The following is an 18,903-nucleotide window of genomic DNA, read 5'->3' on the forward strand; positions in this document are numbered from 1 at the left end:
TTTATGTCTTTACGACGTTTAAGCGTTTTTCTCATGCTGTTGTTTTTGTCTGTCACTCAGGTGCCATCAGTGGCAGCGGAATCCTATTCTGAGATTCGCAGCGACTATCGGCTTCTGATTAAATCTGCTCAGTTACAGCGGCAGCGTGTCAACTGGGAGAAATTGATTAGACGCTTTGATCGTTATTTAAAAAATCCGGCGGCGGAGAACGTCGATAAAGCGTTGTTTTTAAAGGCCCGAACCTGGGACGGTTTATCACAGGCTTCTGGTGGACAAGAGGATGCCCGCGAGGCGATCAGTCATTATTTACACATGGTTGATCAATTTCCCAAGAGTCAATTAGCCGATGATGCCCTTTTTGCTTCGGGTCAAATTGCTGAAAATCGCTTGAATGACCCTTCTGCGGCCTATCGCTATTACCGATGGTTGCTTGAGCAGTTACCTGATGGTGATATGGCAAAAGAGGCAAAAGCACGCTTAGTTCATTTGCCTGAACCTCCCCTGCAAGTCGCCCCGAAAGTTAAGGAAACGACCTACTCAGCAAGAGCAGATTCTCCCCGTTTGGAAAATATCCGCTACTGGAGTGGCCCTGATTATACGCGCGTAGTTTTTGACTTGTCCGCACCGGTGGCGACGGAACCTCATCTATTAAAAGGGGACAAACCACGCCTGTATTTTGACTTGCCCTACACAGAACTTGCCCCGGAATTGCAGCAAGAGGTGCCAATCCTTAACGGTTTGGTGCAGCGTGTTCGGGCCAACTATTTTGATGAGCAGCGCACGCGAGTGGTTGTCGATCTCTATCGGCAAACCGACTATAAAGTTGTCAGCATGGAAAACCCGTATCGTCTGGTTGTCGATCTGCTCGGTGCGTCTCGGCAACCAGCGAACAAGCCGACCCATAAAGCAACGCAACAGGGTGGGGCTGACGACTCGATTGCAAATATCCTCAATAAGATCCCCACACACCAGTCGGTTCTGCATGTTCCCCAGCAAGGTAAGGATGAAGGCATTCACCTGATTGTTGTCGATGCCGGACATGGCGGAAAAGATCCTGGTGCTGTTGGCCCGCGCAAAGTCATGGAAAAGGATGTCGCCCTCGGAATGGCCAAAGCGCTGGCGGCAGCGCTACGTAAACAGCTGGGCGTCAAGGTTTTGCTGACCCGTTCCGATGACCGTTACCTTGGGTTACGCGAACGGACGGCGTACGCCAATCGAGTCGGAGCGGATCTGTTCATTTCCCTGCACGCTAACGCCAGCAAGACAAGTAAGGTCTATGGCTTGGAAACCTACTTTCTTAATCTGTCGAAAAACAATCAGGCCGCCGAGGTTGCTGCCCGGGAAAATGGCACCACCCTGCAGGATGTCGGTAATCTCGAGGCGATCCTGTTCGATTTGATGGCCAATGCGAAAATCAACGAATCGAGTCGCTTGGCGGCCAAGGTACAGAAAGCTCTCATCTCTGGATTACGCCCTCACTACAGTCGGATTAAAGATCTTGGGGTTCGGCAAGGTCCATTCCATGTCCTGCTTGGGGCAACCATGCCTTCCGTGTTAGTTGAGGCGGCTTTTATCAGTAATTCACGGGAAGAGAAGCGGCTGGTTAATAAAACATATCAAAAACGTGTCGCTGATGCCGTCGTTCAGGGCGTCAGGGATTATGCGGCAACGGTAAAAAAGGTGGCAAAACGATGAAGGTTGAATCAGCCGATCAGCACCATACGGGTTTGACAGCCATGCAACTGCTTAACGGTGAACCCTACGAGCAGCGCCGCGATGCAATCCTTGATGCCGTTCGTGATTTCATCAACGGACAACTCGGGCGGATTCAGCAAATCTCTGACACCCATGGGTCTGGACGTGTCGTTGTGCAGGAATTGACGGCGGCGTTTGATCAGTTAAACGATATCCTTTTTCAAGTTGTCAGTGCCGACCTCGACCCGGATGCCGTCGCAAGCTGCGCGCTGTTTGCTTTAGGTGGGTATGGTCGGAGCGAAATGAATCCGAAGTCGGATCTTGATTTGATGTTTTTTTATGAACCGGCGGGAGAGCAAGCGGCAAAAACTATCTCCGATCGAATGCTTTATTTGCTCTGGGATCTCAATCTTGATGTTGGTTATAGCGTTCGTTCCAGCAAGGACTGTATTGAGCAATCCCAGGACACGACGGTCCGCACTTCGCTGCTAGATGCCCGCCTGCTGTCCGGCAATTACGATCTTTATGAGCTGTTTGTCAAGAAGGTCGGTCATTACGTTCTTAATCATGATTCGCAGACTTTTATCAAGCTGAAGCTGGAGGAAAATAACGAGCGACGCAAAAAATACGGATCTTCCGTCTATGTCCTCGAGCCGAATTTAAAAGAAGGGGAGGGTGGTCTACGCGATCTACATTCAGCCTTATGGATTGCTCGCGTCAAGTTCAAAGCGGCGAATATCCGTGAACTCGTCATTAAGGGGGTGCTGAATGAAGATCAAGTCGAAGAGTATCATTCTGCCCTCGATTATCTTTGGCATGTTCGCAACCATCTGCACTTTTTAGGACAGCGCAAAAGTGACCAGATCACTTTTGATCTGCAACGCCAGATCGCTGATGCCTTTGGCTACCGGGATGGACGCAAAGGTTCCGCGGTTGAACAGTTTATGCAGGATTATTACAAGCATGCGGCTCATGTCGAGCATCTCTCTTCAACCTTGATCACTGAAGCGACGCAACGTGACAAGGTGCAAAAAAGCATCTTCGGCTTTCTGGTCAGACGCAATCTTGAAGATGGATTCAATGTTGGCCGTGGTGAACTGAGCTGTAGTGACGAAAATGTTTTTAAGAACAATCCTGCCTTGCTGATGAAAGCCTTTGAGCTGATACAGAAGCACGGGGTCACCCTCAATCTGAAGCTAAAAGCCCTGATTCGTGAAAGTTTACCCTTGGTAAATGATAAGGTTCGTCGCTCTCGACAGATGAATGAGTCATTTATGGCGATTCTTCGTCATCCCAAGGACGTTGGCAAGACTCTCAGAGAGATGCATCACCTTCATTTTCTAAACGCCTTTATTCCCGAATTTAAAAATATCTTCTGCAAAGTGCAGTTCGATCTTTATCACATCTATACCGTTGATATTCATACGCTGTTCGCTGTCGAGCAGATGGTTAAATTGTGGGATGGTGAATATGTCGAAACGCACCCTCTGTTAACTGAGGTCGCCAATAATGTTGAAAAACGCGAGTTGCTGCTGTTGGCGATTCTGTTTCACGACATCGGTAAGGGCAGTGGGAAGGATCATAGTAGTCAGGGCGCGTCGATGGTTCCGACTATTGCGCGGCGACTCAGTTTAAACCGTGAGGACAGCCATCGTTTGCAGTTTCTCGTTCAACATCATCTTAAGATGACCCATATCTCACAGCGGCGTGACCTGCATGACATGAAAATGATTTCGCAGTTTGCCGAGTTGATGGGTATGAGTGAAAATCTGCGAATGCTTTATTTGCTGACCTTTGCCGACCTAAAAGCTGTTGGCCCTGATGTCTGGTCCGAATGGAAGGGACAGTTACTCCAGGAGCTGTACGAAAAAACCTTTGATGTGCTGGAGAAGAAAGACTTCTTCCAGGAGATGCGCTCCGAAAAGGTACGTAATCGTAAACGCAAAATCCGCGCGGCATTGTCAGATGATTACCCTGAACGGCTGATCAATCGCGCTATCAATAGTTTGTCGAATCGCTATCTGATGAATTACCGTTCGAGGCAGATTGTTCCGCATTTAAGACTCGCTCTTGGGAGGGGTGATAGGCCGCTTGCCATGCAGGTGGAGCAGAACCCGGACCAGGGATATACCGAGTTGACGATGGCAACGATTGATTCTCCAGGTCTATTTTCTCTAATTACCGGAGTTATGGCTGGCCATTCGATCAACATTTTAGGTGCGCAAATCCATACCCGCAAAACCGGAGCAGTTCTGGATGTTCTGCAAGTTAACAGCGCGATTGGCGATGTGGTTGCTAACCCCGCCAAGTTGGGCCGGGTTGAAGCTGATTTGATTGCAGCCATTGAGGGACGCTTAAACGTTCAGGATCTTGTCGAAAAGTGCCAGGTGCCCGCCTATCTGAGCGGAACCAGAGAAAAGCCGAAGCGGCCAAACAAAGTTGAATTTGATAACGAGACCTCTGATCGCTACACAGTCATCGATATCTTTGCCAATGATAAGGTCGGACTGCTTTATGATATAACCCGTACTCTCAATGAGCTCGGCCTTTATATTGCGGTTTCAAAGATTTCGACCAAGGTTGACCAGGCGGCAGACGTTTTTTATGTCAGTGATATTTTTAATCAAAAGATCACTGACCCGGAGAAAATTGAATCGATCAGAACTGCCATGTTGGATCGTTTGAAATAGGTCTTTGGGGTTAATTAAGTGGATCAGTATCTCGATTATTTTATTAATTACCTCCAGGTGGAGCGCGGCTTGGCAGTAAATACCTTGTCCGCCTATAGTCGCGACTTAACAACCTATATTCGTTTTCTGACGAAAACGAAAGAAGTCGACACGCTGTCTGACGTTCGACAATCTCAGGTTCTGGCCTATCTGGGGCAGTTAAAAAAAAACGGCCTAACTCCGCGAAGCCGAGCTCGTGCACTGAGTTCCGTAAGGATGTTCCACCGTTTTTTGTTGAGCGAGAAATATGCGCAACTCGACCCGACCGCGCTGATAGATTCTCCGCGACACCAACAGGCGCTGCCAAAGATGCTTTCTCCGTTACAGGTTGAGGCTATTCTTGCGGCTCCGGGCGGAGCAGGCCTTCTGCATCTACGTGATCGGGCCATGCTTGAAACGCTCTACGCCACCGGCATGCGAGTTTCTGAACTGGTGGGCTTAACTCTCGCCGATCTTAAGCTTGATATTGGTTGTGTGACCGCTTTCGGCAAGGGAGGAAAGCAGCGCTTGATCCCTCTTGGTGAGGTGGCACTTGAAAAATTGCGCGATTACCTGCAGAATGGGCGGCCGAAAATACAGAAGACGGTTGTTGATCAGGTTTTTTTAAACCGTCTTGGCAGGCAGATGTCGCGGCAAGGTTTTTGGAAGAATTTAAAGCGCTATGCACAGTTGGCCGGTATAACCTTTGACGTTTATCCACACATGTTGCGTCATTCGTTTGCCACCCACTTATTAGAAAACGGGGCCGACCTGCGAGCGGTTCAGACGATGCTCGGGCATGTCGATATTTCGACTACGCAGATCTATACGCATGTCATTCAGGAACGATTGAAACAGCTGCATCAGCGGTATCATCCGCGTGGCTAATTTGAACAAATTTAGAGGATTCGATGAAATATATTGTTTTGTTAGGTGATGGAATGTCGGACGAACCTATTGCTGCTCTCGGTGGGAAAACCCCGCTGGAAGCCGCCAAGACCCCCAATATGGATCAGCTGGCTAAAACGAGTAGTATTGGTTTGGCGGCTACGGTTCCGGATGGATTCCCCCCAGGTAGTGATGTCGCTAACCTCTCGGTGTTCGGCTACGATCCGGCGGATTGCTACACCGGTCGCTCTCCATTGGAAGCTGCCAGCATGGGCGTTGAGCTGGGGCCAAACGATGTCGCTTTTCGGCTCAATTTTGTCTGGCTTGAGGCCCATTTTGGAAAAATGTACATGGGGGATTTTTCCGCCGGACATATTGCCACTGAAGATGCGTCACAGTTGATAGCAACGCTGCAGGAGGAACTGGGAGATGACGAGTTCACCTTCTATCCCGGCGTTTCCTATCGTCATCTGTTGGTCTGGAAAAACGGCCGTGATCAATTACAGTTTACGCCGCCGCACGATATCACCACTTACAGTATCGAGGATCATCTCCCCAAAGGTGATGGTGCCGATCTGTTGCTCAATCTGACCAACGCTGCACAGATGGTCTTGGCGCACCATCCTGTCAATCAACAGCGCACCGAACGTGGCGAGTTGCCGGCAAATTCGATCTGGCTCTGGGGGCATGGCCGCAAACCGAAAATGAAGACCTACCAGCAGTTATATGGTCTTGAGGGTTCAGTTATTTCCGCCGTTGATTTAATCAAGGGGATTGGTGTTAACGCCGGGTTGAAAATTATTGATGTCCCGGGAGCCACCGGTTATCTCGATACAAATTATCGCGGCAAAGCTGAGTACGCAGTTGCTGCACTTGCGGAACGTGACTTTATTTATGTTCATGTCGAGGCGCCGGACGAGGCTGCACACGGTGGCCTGCTGCAAGAGAAAATTACCGCCATTGAGGATTTCGATCGGGAGGTTGTCGGCACCATTATCGAGAACCTGCCGACAATTGGCGACTGTCGTATTTTGCTTCTGCCGGACCATCCGACTCCGGTTGAAAAAAGAACCCATACTTCTGACCCCGTCCCATATGTACTGTTTGATTCGCGTCAGGTTGTTGAATCGAAAGCTCACTGCTACAGTGAGGCAGAGGCGAAACGTTGTGGCAATACGGTTGCTGGCCATGAGCTCTTGCCGATGTTGTTGGATCGCAGCTGAGACAGCCGATGACAGTTGTTAAATTTGCCAAGCTGGAACGCCAGGAAAAAATTCATTTACTTTGCCAGTTGGCCGAAGAGCAGTTCAACATGGGCAAGAAGGTTCTCGTCCTGGCGCAGGATGAAAATCAGGCTATTTCACTTGACCGTTTTATGTGGACATGGGAGAAGGGGGCCTTTTTGCCGCACGCCTTTAATAATGGTTCGGTTGACTGCCTCGAAGAGCCGATTGCCATCACCGTGCGTGAAGACAACCCAAACGGCGCTTCGATTTTAATTATGGGCCAACCGTGCTCCTTGGATTATGTTGGCAAGTTTGAATTGGTGATCGATTTTGCTGAAGTTTACGATAAGCAGCTAGCTGAGTTATCACGTCAGCGTTTCCGTCAATATCGGGAGAATGGCTTCAACCCACAGATGTACTAAGTGTCAGAAAGTGGCCCAGTAAGTATCACTGTCTGCAACTTAAAAAATAGAATTGGTTTGGATAATAACTCCAGCGACATCTGTTGCTGGAGTTATCTGGTTTTGCCTTACCAGGACATGTCTTTAAGGAGTTTTTTTGAACACGGAAAATATCACAGTCGTTCTCGTTGAACCGCAGGGGCCGCTCAATATTGGATCGGTCTGTCGAGCGATGCTTAATTTCGGAATTACTGACCTGCGACTGGTTAATCCGAAGACCGACCATCTCATACACGAAGCACGGCAGATGGCGGTTAAGGCGACGACAGTATTAGAGTCTGCGCAGATTTATACCAGCTTGGCCGAGGCGCTTGCTGATTGTACCTTGAGTGTCGGGACGACGCGTCGTTTTGGCCAGTATCGCGAAGATCTGCTTCATCCTGATGAAGCTGCGAAGCTGCTGCTGCCGGAAACTGTTGAATCTAAAGTCGCGCTGGTATTCGGTCGCGAAGACAAGGGACTGCATAATTCTGAGCTTGATCTCTGTCAGCGTCTTGTCACCATCCCGACCGACGATCGCCTGCCTTCGATGAACCTAGCGCAGGCGGTCTCTCTTTGCCTCTACGAGGTCAACAAGGTTAAGGGGGCGTTGAGTGGAGTCGATCACGGTCGTAAACAGCTGGCGACCAATCATAATCTGGAGCACATGTTCAAACATATGCAACAGACTTTGCTCAGCGTTGGCTTTCTTGATCCGCAGAACCCTGATCACATCCTGCGTGCATTTCGACGGATTCTCGGTCGTGCTGGCCTAAATGATCGAGAGGTGCGGATTTTACATGGATTGTTCAGCCAGATTGACCTTATGGACACGCAAATGCAGGACCTCAAAACCAGGAGCTGTGCTGATGACTGACGAATTGCTCTCGGTCCCGCTTGAAAATGGTTTGCTGATCCGTTTTTTTGATCAGACCAACCGTTATTTTGGTGATTTTCATCGTGTTTGCGTTGCTGTGAAAGTCGAATTTCCAAGCGACTCTAAGAAGTCGGGTGATTCTTTGCAGGAAATTCCATGCTACGAGCGGTCTCTTGAACGGATGGGAGTAACTACTGCAGCACTCGATCGGGAGCGACAGGCCTTGATTGACGCGTTCCTGACAACATCAAGGCCCTATCTGGAGAAACCGGGATTTCCACAACAGTTGCTGGCAAAAATTCAACTGAAAAAAAAGAATCCCATCTTTATGCGGGGCAGTAAGTTTTAATTATTATCTTGCCTTTTTCAGACCAGAGTGTTACTTAATCTGAGTTTCCTGATGTAACACCTTGAAGTGAGCCCCGGCTCACTTTTTTTATTATCGCGAGGTTGAAAATTGGCGCAGTTATCCGAACGGCTAGAAGAGCTTGTTCAGCCGATTCTGGACGATTTGGGTTTAGAATTAGTTGATCTGATCTATCAACGCGAAGACCGTGGTTGGGTTCTACGCTTCCTGCTCGACAAGGAGGGTGGTATCAATCTTGATGATTGTGCTGCTGCGAGTCGAGAAATAAGCGCCATTGTCGATGTTGAAGAGGTTATCGATACCGTGTTCACACTCGAAGTGTCGTCGCCTGGAATTGACCGTCCGCTGAAAAAGCCACAGGATTTTGAACGTTTTTCAGGTCAGCAAGTCAAGATTAAAACTGTCCTTGCAGTTGATCCTGATGAGCGCGGCCGCAAGCGTAAAACCTTTGTTGGCAGATTGGATGGTTTGGATGGCAATGACATCCTGTTGACTCTTAAAGAGAAGGACGCTGTCCAGCTGCGAATTCCACTCGATCAGATTGAACGTACAAATCTGGAATATGAGTTTTAACCGAAATCTATAGGTTTCTTTCAGTCAAAACAGCGGCTGATACACACATGTAAAAGGGGTATGGCAGGATGGTGGGCAATCTGAATCACATCATCGATCAAGTCGTTAAGGACAAAGGCATCGATCGTGGAGTCTTGGTCGAGGCGCTTGAGTCAGCAGTTCTTTCGGCTGCAAATAAGAAGTTTCGCAACACCCGAGATCTTGAGGCGCATTTTAACGAAGAGATTGGTGAGGTAGAGGTTTTCGAGTTTGTCACTGTTGTTGATGAAGTAGTCGACTCTTATAAGGAAATCGATATCGGCGAAGCACGTGAGGTTGATCCCGACGTTGAAGTCGGCGATTCCCTCGGTATGATGATGGAAGCAGGTAGCTTCAGTCGGATTGCAGCCCAGACCGCTAAGCAGGTTATCATCCAAAAAGTACGCGAAGCTGAGCGCGAAGGGGTCTTTAACGAATTTAAGGATCGGGTCGGAGAGGTTGTCAACGGTATCGTGCGTCGTTACGAGCGAGGTGACCTAATTGTTGACTTGGGGCGTGCAGAGGCTTTGCTGCCGAATCGTGAGCAGGTGCCACGCGAGAACTATCGCCAGTCTGACCGCGTTCGAGCTTATATTTCAGAAGTCAAGATGTCGGCTAAGGGTCCGCAAATTATCCTCTCCCGAACTCATCCTGGTCTGTTGATTTCCCTGTTTAAATCGGAAGTTCCAGAACTCGCTGAGGGGATCGTTGAAATCAAGAATGCTGTACGTGAGCCAGGCAGTCGGGCTAAGATTGCAGTCGAGTCTCACGATATGGATGTTGATCCGGTTGGTGCTTGTGTTGGTATGCGCGGCTCCCGTGTGCAGAACGTGGTTACTGAGTTGCGCGGCGAGCGGATAGATATTATTCCGTGGAGTGCCGACCCTGCACGTTTTGCCTGCGCGGCCTTGGCTCCAGCAGAGGTGTCACGAGTCTACATTGACGATGAAGGTCAAACGATGGAAATCATCGTTCCTGATGATCAACTTTCGCTGGCAATCGGCAAAAAGGGACAGAATGTTCGCTTGGCCGCTAAATTGATCGGCTGGAAGATCGACATCAAGAGTGAGTCGCGGGCTCAGGAAGAAGAGCAGGAAGAATCTGCCGCTGAGGTTGAGGCCACTGAGGTTGAGGCCACTGAGGTTGAGGCCACTGAGGATGAGGCCACTGAGGTTGAGGCCACTGAGGTTGAGGCCACTGAGGTTGAGGCCACTGAGGATGAGGCCACTGAGGTTGAGGCCACTGAGGTTGAGGCCACTGAGGTTGAGGCCACTGAGGTTGAGGCCACTGAGGATGAGGCCACTGAGGTTGAGGCCACTGAGGTTGAGGCCACTGAGGTTGAAGCCGCCGAGGTTGAAGCCGCTGATCAAGTTAACAACGATGACGGGGAACAACCCCAGGAATAATTGTGACTAAAGTGGGTAAAGGTCCGCAGAGGACCTGTGTTGCTTGTCGAGAAAGTAAAAAACAGGACCAACTTGTCAGATATGTCGTTGCTCCTGATGGTGAGCTTGTGCTTGACTATAGGCATCGCTTGCCTGGCAGGGGAGCTTATACTTGTATTGATTTTAACTGCCTGAAGGCTGCTATTGATCGTAATCAGTTCCAACGAACCTTTCGTGGCCGCTGTGGTGAGGTTGACTTCAACTCGTTAAGTAGTGAATTAACCCGTTCCGTGGAGCAGAAAATTATCAATCTGCTCGGGATGGGACGTAAGTCAGGACAAGTAACATCTGGAAGTAACGCGATTATTGCTGCACTGCGCCAGAACACAGAATTGTCTCTGGTGATTGTAACAAATGATATTTCGATTGCTATTGCCGAGAAGATCAAGGTCTTGGCGGCAAGGCATCAAGTTGAATGCCGGCAGCTGTTTAGTAAAAACCTGTTGGGACAAATACTCGGTAAAGGCGAACGGAGTGTTGTTGCCGTACAGGCAGGTGCTCTGGCAGATGCGATACTGATTGAACTGCAAAGATATACGCAACTGGTAAGGGAGAATTGATGGGCAAGTTAAGGGTATATGAACTGGCAAAAGATCTTGGGCTCGAAAATAAAGAGCTGTTGACCAAGCTTGCTGATGCCGGAATTGAAGTGGCATCCCATGCCAGTTCTCTCAGCGATGAAGATATGCAAAAGTTTCAGGCCGCCAGCAAGCCGCCTGAAGAAAAAATAGAAGAATCCCGGATTAAGCCCGGCCTGATTCGTCGTCGTCGCACCGTTGTGGCTAAGCCGGTTGAAGAACCTGCTCCAGTTGAGGCGCCAGTCGAGAAGGCTGTGGAAGTGTCCGCTCCGGTTGAGACTCCAGTTGAGAAGGCTGTGGAAGTGTCCGCTTCGGTTGAGACTCCAGTTGAGAAGGCTGTGGAAGCGTCCGCTCCGGTTGAGACTCCAGTCGAGAAGGCTGTGGAAGTGTCCGCTTCGGTTGAGACTCCAGTTGAGAAGGCTGTGAAAGCGTCCGCTCCGGTTGAGACTCCAGTCGAGAAGGCTGTGGAAGCGTCCGCTCCGGTTGAGGCGCCAGTCGAGAAGGCTGTGGAAGCGTCCGCTCCGGTTGAGGCGCCAGTCGAGAAGGCTGTGAAAGCGTCCGCTTCGGTTGAGACTCCAGTCGAGAAGGCTGTGAAAGCGTCCACTCCGGTTGAGGCAGCAAAACCAATCACGAGGGCTCCGGTAGAAAAGGCAACCGCGGACAAGGCAAAAATCCTTGGTCGTGTTGAATTGCCAAAACCTGCTCCCAAGCCAGATCGATCTCGAGGCCGCGTTGAGCGTCCAGGCAGCCGTCCTGCTCGTCCAGGTGCTCCGGCCCGTCCAGGTGCTCCGGCCCGTCCAGGTGCTCCGGCCCGTCCAGGTGCTCCGGCCCGTCCAGGTGCTCCAGCCCGTCCAGGTGCTCCAGCCCGTCCAGCCCGTCCAGGTGCTCGCCCAAGTTTGGGGCCGGTTGAAGCGCCCGTGGGTCTGGAAAAAGAGGGTCGCAATAAAAAGCGCAAAAAAGGTACCCGGAAGGATGAGAACGATACTGCGGAGAAGGATGGACGCGTTTCACGGCGCGGACGGCGCGTTGAAGTTTTTGAGCCTGGTCGTATGGGTGGCAAAAAACGCCGTACCGGAAAAAATAGCAAACAGTCAAAGCAGACTGAGGTCACCATCAGTAAGGCGATTAAGCGGATCATTCGTATCAGTGATTCCATTACCGTTGGCGAACTTGCCAAGCGTATGGGGGTCAAGGCAAAGGAATTAATTTCTGAGTTAATGCGACAGGGTTCGATGGTAACCATTAACCATCCTCTCGATTATGAATCTGCCGCTCTTTTGGCGACTGAATTTAAATATGAAGTTGAAAACGTTGCTTTCGATGAGGAAATGCTCCTCGAAGTGGAAGCGACCAAGGAGCAGGTAGCCAACCCCGAAGATCTGTCACCCCGTCCGCCAGTTGTCACCATCATGGGTCACGTTGACCATGGTAAGACCAGTCTCCTCGACGCCATTCGAGAAGCGAATGTTACTGAAGGCGAAGCCGGGGGTATTACTCAGCATATCGGTGCTTACGATGTAGAGTTGGATGGCCGCAAGATTACTTTCCTCGATACCCCGGGTCACGAAGCCTTTACCGCTATGCGTGCTCGTGGTGCTGGTGTGACCGATATTGTTATCCTTGTGGTTGCTGCCGATGATGGCGTTATGCCGCAAACCAAGGAAGCGATCAATCACTCCAAGGCTGCCGGTGTTCCGATTATCGTTGCCGTGAATAAGGTTGATAAGCCGGACTCAAATCCTGAGAAGGTCAAGCAGGAGTTGACTGAGTTTAAACTGGTTCCAGAAGAGTGGGGCGGTGAGACGATCTTTGTTGAGGTTTCAGCTAAGCAGCGGACTAACCTCGATTCTCTCTTGGAGATGGTCCTGTTGCAGGCAGAAGTTCTCGAACTGCAGGCAAGTCCGAGTAAGCGCGCCAAGGGTTCAATCGTAGAAGCCCGCCTTGACAAGGGGCGTGGTCCCGTGGCTACCGTGTTGGTCCAGGATGGAACGCTAAAAATTGGGGATTCGATTGTTGCTGGTCTGCATTACGGTCGGGTTCGCTCGATGACAGCTGCCAACGGGGTTCAGGTTAAAGAAGCTGGACCTTCCTTCCCCGTCGAAGTGACCGGCCTTGCTGGCGTTCCTGACGCTGGAGAAAATTTCCATGCGGTAGAAAATGAGAAGGCCGCTAAGGATGTTGCCCAGCATCGTCAACACAAACAACGGGAAATCGATCTGGCCAAGAGCAGCAAGGTGTCTCTTGAGCAGCTGTTTGCCAAAATGGAGGCAGGTGTCGTTGAAGAACTGGCTGTCATCATCAAGGCCGATGTGCAGGGTTCGGTAGAGGCCGTACGCGATGCCTTGGAGAAACTCACGACCGACACTTGCCGTTTGAACGTCATTCATACCGGTGTTGGCGGTATCTCTGAAAGTGACGTGACCCTGGCAACAGCTTCAAACGCTATCGTTCTCGGATTCAATGTGCGCCCGGAAACAAAGGCCAAATCTTTGGCTGAGAGTGAAAAGGTTGATATCCGTCTTTACAGCGTTATCTATGATGCCGTTAACGACATCCGCGATGCGATGGAGGGGCTGTTGGCCCCGACCCTTAAAGAGAAAGAATTGGGTCGCGTCGAAGTTCGCGATACTTTCCACGTCTCGCGGGTCGGTACGATTGCCGGTTGTTACGTTCTCGATGGAAAAATCGTTCGTAATGCTCAGGTCCGCTTGATTCGCGACAATGTTGTCATCTGGAATGGCAAACTCAGTTCGCTGAAGCGCTTCAAAGATGATGCAAAAGAGGTCGCCAGTGGTTACGAGTGTGGTATCGGTCTAGAGAATTACAACGATATCAAAATTGGTGACATTATCGAAGCCTTTGAGATGGAAGAGATTAAAACCACGCTCTAGCCATTACGCGATAGGCTCTGAATATGATTGTTGGAGTTCAGCGACTTGATATCCGATTGTATGATGTTCAGAGCCTAAAGCAAAAGCGATCGCAAGTTAGTCGCATTCTTGCTCGATTGCGGTCCCGGTATCCCATATCCGTTGCTGAGGTTGGTTGTAACGATCTACTACAACGGGTTATTATTGGTCTGAGTATGACCGCCGGAACAGAGGCGCAGTTGGATTCAGTTTTTAAAAAGGTTGAAGAGGAAATCTACAGTTCCGGTTCAGCCGAATTACTCAACAGTGATGTTGAGTTCCTGCACTACGGAGAAGATGTTAGTTGAGTAGTTATCGTCCAGAACGGGTGGGAGAACAGATCCATAAGGAGATCACTCACCTGATGATGCAAGGCATCAAAGACCCGCGAGTTTCTCCGGTTGTCATTACCGGTGTAAAGGTATCCCGCGACCTCAGTATGGCGCGTGTATATTTCACCGTTAGTGATGAGGAAAACGAACGTAAGGAAGCTGAACGAGGGCTTAAAAGCATTGCTCCCTATGTGCGGCGTCAATTGGGTAAGATTATGCGTTTGCGCTTTATCCCAGAAATACGCTTTGAGTATGATAGCTCGATTAATTACGGTCAAAGAATTGATGGTCTGTTGCGCCAGGTAAAGGATAATTTTAAAGATGATTCAACAGATCGTTAGACAGATTGAAGTAAATCATAGTTTCCTTGTCGTCTCACATGAAAATCCTGATGGTGATGCGATTGGATCGACCTTGGGATTGGCAAACGCATTGCGCGAAATGGGCAAGGAAGTTGTTGCTCTTAATGTTGATGGCGTTCCTCAGATTATGCAGTTTGTTCCTGGTTGCGAGCAATTAGTTACAACCTTACCTGCCGATGCACAGTTTGATGTCGCTTTTGTCCTCGACGCCGGCGATCTGGTGCGCGCGGGAATCGCAACGCAGGATCATTGTCGGACGTTGATCAATGTCGATCATCATCCGCATTCAGATTTTGGCGATATTTGCTATCTTGATACGACTGCCAGCGCAACTGCTGTTCTTATTGATCGTATCCTTAGTCGCTGCAACTACGAAATCAGCCTCGATGTCGCAACATGTCTTTATCTTGGCATTCTGTCTGACACAGGCTCATTTCGTTATTCGAGTGCCAATCCGGAAGCCTTTACGGTTGCGGGACGTTTAGTCGGTTTGGGGGTCGATCCCTGGGATATTGCCAGCTGTCTATATGAAAGCTTGGCTCCGGAAAGAATGCGTTTACTCGGCTTGGTTTTGCCGACCCTGGATATTTCTTCCTGCGGTTGTTACGCCTCGGTTGCCATGACCGATGAAATACTAAAAAAGTCTGGAGCTTCCGAAGAGCACACCGATGGTTTCGTTAACTATCCACGCGCTATTCAGGGTGTTGAAGTTGCTCTTTTTTTCCGCCAGGTTGACGCCAATAGCTACAAAATCAGTTTCCGCTCTCGTGGTAAAATTGACGTTGGTTCCATGGCGCGAAAACTTGGCGGTGGTGGTCATCATAATGCTGCCGGTGCCCAGATTACCGGTAGCCTCGAAGATGCCAGAGCTAAAGTTTCTTCCCTCCTCGATCATTTGTCGACCTGATTTTTTAAGTGCACGGATTATTACTGATAGATAAGCCTGCCGGAATGAGCTCGTTTGATGTCGTGCGTCAAGTCAAACGGGCCTGTCACACGCGCAAAGTTGGCCATGCCGGTACTCTTGACCCACTCGCCACCGGCGTTCTTCTGGTCGCCATAGGCGATGGGACAAAGATTCTGCAATTTTTGCTGGCGGACAATAAAAGTTATCGTGCAACGTTACTGCTGGGCAAAACCACAGACACCCTCGACGCAGAAGGGCTGGTCCTGCTTGAGCGTCCCGTGCCTTTAGATTGCCAGCAACGGCTTGAATCCATCTGTGATCAGTTTCGTGGTGATATCATGCAGACTCCACCGATGTATTCGGCATTAAAAAGAAATGGTGTGCCACTGTATAAATTGGCTCGTCAGGGTGAAGTTGTCGAGCGGGAAGCTCGCCCAGTGAGCGTCAGTCGTCTGGACATTGTTCATATCGATTTGCCGTACGTGACCATTGAAGTTGATTGCTCTAAGGGGACCTATATCCGGTCGATTATCGATGACATCGGAGAAGCACTTGGATGTGGCGCACATATGACCGAATTGCGCCGTACCCAAAGTGGATGCTTTAAAATTGAGGACTGTGTTCCACTGGATAAACTGCAGGCGGCTGATGGCCAGGTCCCAGGCTTGCTCAGTCTCGATAGTGCATTGTCAAACTACCCAGCTATTCAGGTCAACGATGAGGCTGCTGGAACTTTACGGTGTGGCGTTCCTCCTGCGGCAGATCAGACCGACGTTGCAATTGATTTAGAGGACGGACAATTGGTTCGTTTGCGGATAGCACAATCCCTTGCAGCAATGGCACGCTATGCGCCACGACGCATGGAAGAAAAACGCGGAGATTTTGAATTAATCAGGGTATTCGTTGGACAATAAGCAAAGATTGATTATTCTTTACAGTGCAACCCAACTATGGTAGATAGCGTAGGTTGTAAATCACTGAAAATAGCCACGCCACTGGCTTTATTGTAACTAAAAAAAGGAGACAGCAGTGCTCGGTACAGAACGTAAACTAGATATCATCAATGAGTATAAGCGTCACGAAGGTGACACCGGTTCCCCAGAAGTTCAAATTGCACTTCTGACCGAACGGATTACCTATCTGACAGGTCATTTCAAAACCCACAAAAAGGATCACCATTCCCGTCGTGGATTGCTGAAAATGGTCGGCCAACGTCGTCGACTGCTTGATTATCTTATCAAGCAGGACGTCGAGCGGTACCGGACGATTATTAAAGCTCTCGGGATCCGCCGCTAAATAAAAGCAGCATGCCTTTACCGGGTATGCTGCTTTTGTCATTAAACTGTTGTAGCTCTGGAGGCTGTCCGGAGAGAGTCTCTGTTACTTAAACAGGATTGTCTCAGGCCAACCTCCAACGGCTATTGTATCAAGCTGTAATGCTTTCCAGATGGCTGGAAAACAGATAAAGGAGAAACGTATGGCCTTTAACAAGGTAGAAATTGAATTCAACGGTCAGCCATTGACCATTGAAACTGGTAAAGTTGCCCGTCAGGCTGACGGTGCAGTTATTGTGACTTACGGTGAAACCAAGGTTCTTTGTACCGTGGTTTCAGCTCGGAAAATGCGTGCCGGTCAGGATTTCTTCCCCCTGACCGTCAACTACGCTGAGAAATTCTATTCAGCAGGCAAGATTCCCGGTTCTTTCTTCCGTCGTGAGCGCGGTACGACTGAGCGTGAAACCCTGATCTGCCGGCTTATTGACCGCCCAATGCGTCCCTTGTTTCCGAAGGGCTACATGTTCGAAACCCAGATCATGCCATCTGTCATTTCTACCGACATGGTCAATGATCCTGACACCTTGGCTATGGTTGCAGCCTCAGCTTCAGTAGCGATTTCTGACATTCCTTTCGAAGGGCCAATTGCAGCTGTTCGCGTCGGTCGTGTTGAAGGACAGCTTATCGCTAACCCTACCAGAGAACAGATGGAGCTGAGCGATGTAGAGATAGTCGTCTCTGGTTCTAAAACTGCGGTTATGATGGTTGAGGGTGAGTCGAAATTTCTTTCGCAAGAAGAGATTCTTGAGGCCATCTTCTTTGGTCACGATGCCCTGCAGCCACTGATCGCTGTTCAGGAAGAATTGGCTAAGCTGGTCGGCACCGAAAAGCGCGTCTATGAAGTCCCTCAGGCGGATGAAAAGTTGGCTGCCAAGGCTCTTGGTCTGGTTGAGTCGAAGGTTGTCGAAGCGGTAAAAATCCGCGCTAAGCAAGAACGTTACGCCGCTCTTGGTGACATCCGCACCGCAGCTAAGGAGCAACTGGCAGCAGAATATGAAGGGCGCGAAGAAGAAGTTTCCGCGGCCCTCGCTTCTATTGAAAAGAAAATTGTTCGCCTTATGGTGACCAATGACCGGATTCGTATTGACGGTCGCGATATGACCACCATACGTCCGATCAGCTGTGAAGTTGGCGTGTTGCCACGTGCGCACGGTAGTGCTCTGTTTACCCGTGGCGAGACTCAGGCGCTGGTCGCCGTGACCCTCGGAACCCGGACTGATGAGCAGCGGATGGATAATGTACAGGGGATGGATTTTAAGAAATTCATGCTCCATTACAACTTCCCTCCATTCTGTGTTGGTGAAACTAGCATGCGTCTCTTCCCAGGTCGTCGCGAGATCGGTCACGGCATGCTTGCCGAGCGCAGTGCTGCACAAGTTCTACCGAGCACAGAAGCCTTCCCTTATACGATCCGGATTGTTTCTGATGTCCTGGAGTCAAATGGTTCCTCTTCCATGGCTTCCGTCTGTGGTGCCTCCCTTTCGCTGATGGATGCCGGCGTGCCGATTTCCGAAGCGATCGCTGGTATTGCCATGGGTTTGATTAAGGAAGGCGAAAATGTTGCTGTTCTCTCCGATATCCTCGGTGACGAAGATCATTTGGGCGACATGGATTTCAAGGTTACCGGTAATGCTCGAGGTATCACTGCCTTGCAGATGGATATCAAAATCACTGGTGTGACCAAAGAAATCATGAAACAAGCACTGGATCAGGCGCGTGAAGGTTGTATTCACATTCTCGGCGAGATGGCCAAGGCGATCGAAGCTCCGCGTGCTGAACTTTCCCCATATGCACCGCAAATTACCAGTATTCAGGTGAAGCAAGACCAGGTGCGTACCGTTATCGGTTCTGGTGGTAAAAATATTCGGGGCATCATTGATGCGACCGGTTGTGCCATCGACATTGAAGATGATGGAACCATTAAAATTGCATCTACCGATGGCGCTGCTGCCAAGGCTGCAATCAAGATGATCCGTGACCTCACTCAATCTGCCGAGGTCGGCAAACTCTACGCTGGCAAGGTTAAGAAGATTATGGAATTCGGCGCATTCGTCGAGATCTTCCCTGGTACTGACGGCTTGGTTCACGTTTCCGAGTTGGACAAGGAGCGCGTACGTAATGTCACTGACGTTCTGAACGAAGGCGATGACGTGCTGGTTAAGTGTATCGGCGTTGACCGTCAGGGTAAGATCAAGCTGTCGCGTAAAGAGGCTCTTGGTCAGACACTTCCAGAAGAAGGGTAAG

General features: G+C 49.8%; 16 protein-coding genes and 2 pseudogenes. 17 read left to right on the forward strand and 1 reads right to left on the reverse strand.

Translation table 11 applies throughout. The features are described 5' to 3' along the window. Positions 1–3 precede the first annotated feature (3 nt). The 9 genes and pseudogenes from ACZ5PT_RS14525 to nusA form a co-directional block, all read left to right on the forward strand. Positions 4–1,695 carry an N-acetylmuramoyl-L-alanine amidase gene (locus ACZ5PT_RS14525; protein WP_464263750.1) on the forward strand — a complete coding sequence of 564 codons (1,692 nt, stop codon included), beginning with the start codon at positions 4–6 and terminating at the stop codon, positions 1,693–1,695. After that, a complete protein-coding gene (gene glnD / locus ACZ5PT_RS14530) occupies positions 1,692–4,385 on the forward strand; it encodes a [protein-PII] uridylyltransferase (RefSeq protein ID WP_464263751.1) in 2,694 nt (897 codons plus the stop codon). Before ACZ5PT_RS14525 ends, glnD begins: the two co-directional genes overlap by 4 nt. 18 nt (positions 4,386–4,403) lie before the next feature. Further along, on the forward strand, positions 4,404–5,291 hold the full coding sequence (xerD, locus tag ACZ5PT_RS14535) for a site-specific tyrosine recombinase XerD (protein WP_464263752.1): 888 nt from the start codon (positions 4,404–4,406) through the stop codon (positions 5,289–5,291). A 23-nt stretch (positions 5,292–5,314) separates the two neighbouring features. Then, complete coding sequence (locus ACZ5PT_RS14540) at positions 5,315–6,514, forward strand: cofactor-independent phosphoglycerate mutase (protein ID WP_464263753.1); 1,200 nt, start codon at positions 5,315–5,317, stop codon at positions 6,512–6,514. 8 nt (positions 6,515–6,522) lie between these two features. Then, on the forward strand, positions 6,523–6,939 hold the full coding sequence (locus tag ACZ5PT_RS14545; RefSeq protein ID WP_464263754.1) for a DNA polymerase III subunit chi: 417 nt from the start codon (positions 6,523–6,525) through the stop codon (positions 6,937–6,939). Between the two features lie 136 nt (positions 6,940–7,075). Then, entirely contained in the window at positions 7,076–7,834 is a 759-nt protein-coding gene (locus ACZ5PT_RS14550) for an RNA methyltransferase (protein WP_464263755.1), read from the forward strand. Then, positions 7,827–8,183, forward strand: coding sequence for a hypothetical protein (locus ACZ5PT_RS14555; RefSeq protein ID WP_464263756.1), 357 nt, complete (start codon positions 7,827–7,829; stop codon positions 8,181–8,183). The genes ACZ5PT_RS14550 and ACZ5PT_RS14555 overlap by 8 nt, the downstream gene beginning before the upstream one ends. A gap of 108 nt (positions 8,184–8,291) precedes the next feature. Continuing rightward, positions 8,292–8,774: a ribosome maturation factor RimP gene (locus ACZ5PT_RS14560; protein ID WP_464263757.1), complete on the forward strand. Its 483-nt coding sequence runs from the start codon at positions 8,292–8,294 to the stop codon at positions 8,772–8,774. Positions 8,775–8,842: 68 nt separating this feature from the next. Continuing rightward, a pseudogene (gene nusA, locus ACZ5PT_RS14565) lies at positions 8,843–9,988 on the forward strand (transcription termination factor NusA); the annotation flags it as partial. Here nusA and ACZ5PT_RS14570 read toward each other — a convergent pair. Next, positions 9,950–10,186 (reverse strand): annotated as a pseudogene (locus ACZ5PT_RS14570) (pentapeptide repeat-containing protein); the annotation flags it as partial. The pseudogenes nusA and ACZ5PT_RS14570 sit on opposite strands and share 39 nt — an antisense overlap. A gap of 14 nt (positions 10,187–10,200) precedes the next feature. On the opposite strand from ACZ5PT_RS14570, the gene ACZ5PT_RS14575 reads away from it, so the two are divergent. The 8 genes from ACZ5PT_RS14575 (at position 10,201) to pnp (ending at position 18,902) form a co-directional block, all read left to right on the forward strand. Next, positions 10,201–10,797 (forward strand): DUF448 domain-containing protein, encoded by a 597-nt coding sequence (locus ACZ5PT_RS14575; protein WP_464263758.1) that lies wholly within the window; start codon positions 10,201–10,203, stop codon positions 10,795–10,797. After that, on the forward strand, positions 10,797–13,706 hold the full coding sequence (infB, locus tag ACZ5PT_RS14580; RefSeq protein WP_464263759.1) for a translation initiation factor IF-2: 2,910 nt from the start codon (positions 10,797–10,799) through the stop codon (positions 13,704–13,706). The genes ACZ5PT_RS14575 and infB overlap by 1 nt, the downstream gene beginning before the upstream one ends. A gap of 23 nt (positions 13,707–13,729) precedes the next feature. Beyond that, the gene (locus ACZ5PT_RS14585; RefSeq protein ID WP_464263760.1) at positions 13,730–14,032 is read left to right on the forward strand and encodes a DUF503 domain-containing protein; all 303 of its coding nucleotides are present in this window, start codon (positions 13,730–13,732) and stop codon (positions 14,030–14,032) included. Then, positions 14,029–14,397, forward strand: coding sequence for a 30S ribosome-binding factor RbfA (gene rbfA / locus ACZ5PT_RS14590; RefSeq protein WP_464263761.1), 369 nt, complete (start codon positions 14,029–14,031; stop codon positions 14,395–14,397). Before ACZ5PT_RS14585 ends, rbfA begins: the two co-directional genes overlap by 4 nt. After that, entirely contained in the window at positions 14,378–15,325 is a 948-nt protein-coding gene (locus tag ACZ5PT_RS14595) for a DHH family phosphoesterase (protein WP_464263762.1), read from the forward strand. Before rbfA ends, ACZ5PT_RS14595 begins: the two co-directional genes overlap by 20 nt. Positions 15,326–15,333: 8 nt before the next feature. Then, a complete protein-coding gene (gene truB / locus ACZ5PT_RS14600; protein ID WP_464263763.1) occupies positions 15,334–16,239 on the forward strand; it encodes a tRNA pseudouridine(55) synthase TruB in 906 nt (301 codons plus the stop codon). Positions 16,240–16,354: 115 nt separating this feature from the next. Next, complete coding sequence (gene rpsO / locus ACZ5PT_RS14605; protein WP_464263764.1) at positions 16,355–16,621, forward strand: 30S ribosomal protein S15; 267 nt, start codon at positions 16,355–16,357, stop codon at positions 16,619–16,621. A 181-nt stretch (positions 16,622–16,802) separates the two neighbouring features. Further along, positions 16,803–18,902 carry a polyribonucleotide nucleotidyltransferase gene (gene pnp / locus ACZ5PT_RS14610; RefSeq protein ID WP_464263765.1) on the forward strand — a complete coding sequence of 700 codons (2,100 nt, stop codon included), beginning with the start codon at positions 16,803–16,805 and terminating at the stop codon, positions 18,900–18,902. Position 18,903: the final 1 nt, after the last annotated feature.

This window comes from Desulfuromusa ferrireducens (genome assembly GCF_055389805.1).

Coding starts and splice junctions, on each gene's coding strand:
- ACZ5PT_RS14585 (WP_464263760.1), top strand. CDS start 13,730: ATGATTGTTGGAGTTCAGCGACTTGATATCCGATTGTATGATGTTCAG.
- ACZ5PT_RS14595 (WP_464263762.1), top strand. CDS start 14,378: ATGATTCAACAGATCGTTAGACAGATTGAAGTAAATCATAGTTTCCTT.
- ACZ5PT_RS14545 (WP_464263754.1), top strand. CDS start 6,523: ATGACAGTTGTTAAATTTGCCAAGCTGGAACGCCAGGAAAAAATTCAT.
- pnp (WP_464263765.1), top strand. CDS start 16,803: ATGGCCTTTAACAAGGTAGAAATTGAATTCAACGGTCAGCCATTGACC.
- infB (WP_464263759.1), top strand. CDS start 10,797: ATGGGCAAGTTAAGGGTATATGAACTGGCAAAAGATCTTGGGCTCGAA.
- glnD (WP_464263751.1), top strand. CDS start 1,692: ATGAAGGTTGAATCAGCCGATCAGCACCATACGGGTTTGACAGCCATG.
- ACZ5PT_RS14555 (WP_464263756.1), top strand. CDS start 7,827: ATGACTGACGAATTGCTCTCGGTCCCGCTTGAAAATGGTTTGCTGATC.
- ACZ5PT_RS14525 (WP_464263750.1), top strand. CDS start 4: ATGTCTTTACGACGTTTAAGCGTTTTTCTCATGCTGTTGTTTTTGTCT.
- ACZ5PT_RS14540 (WP_464263753.1), top strand. CDS start 5,315: ATGAAATATATTGTTTTGTTAGGTGATGGAATGTCGGACGAACCTATT.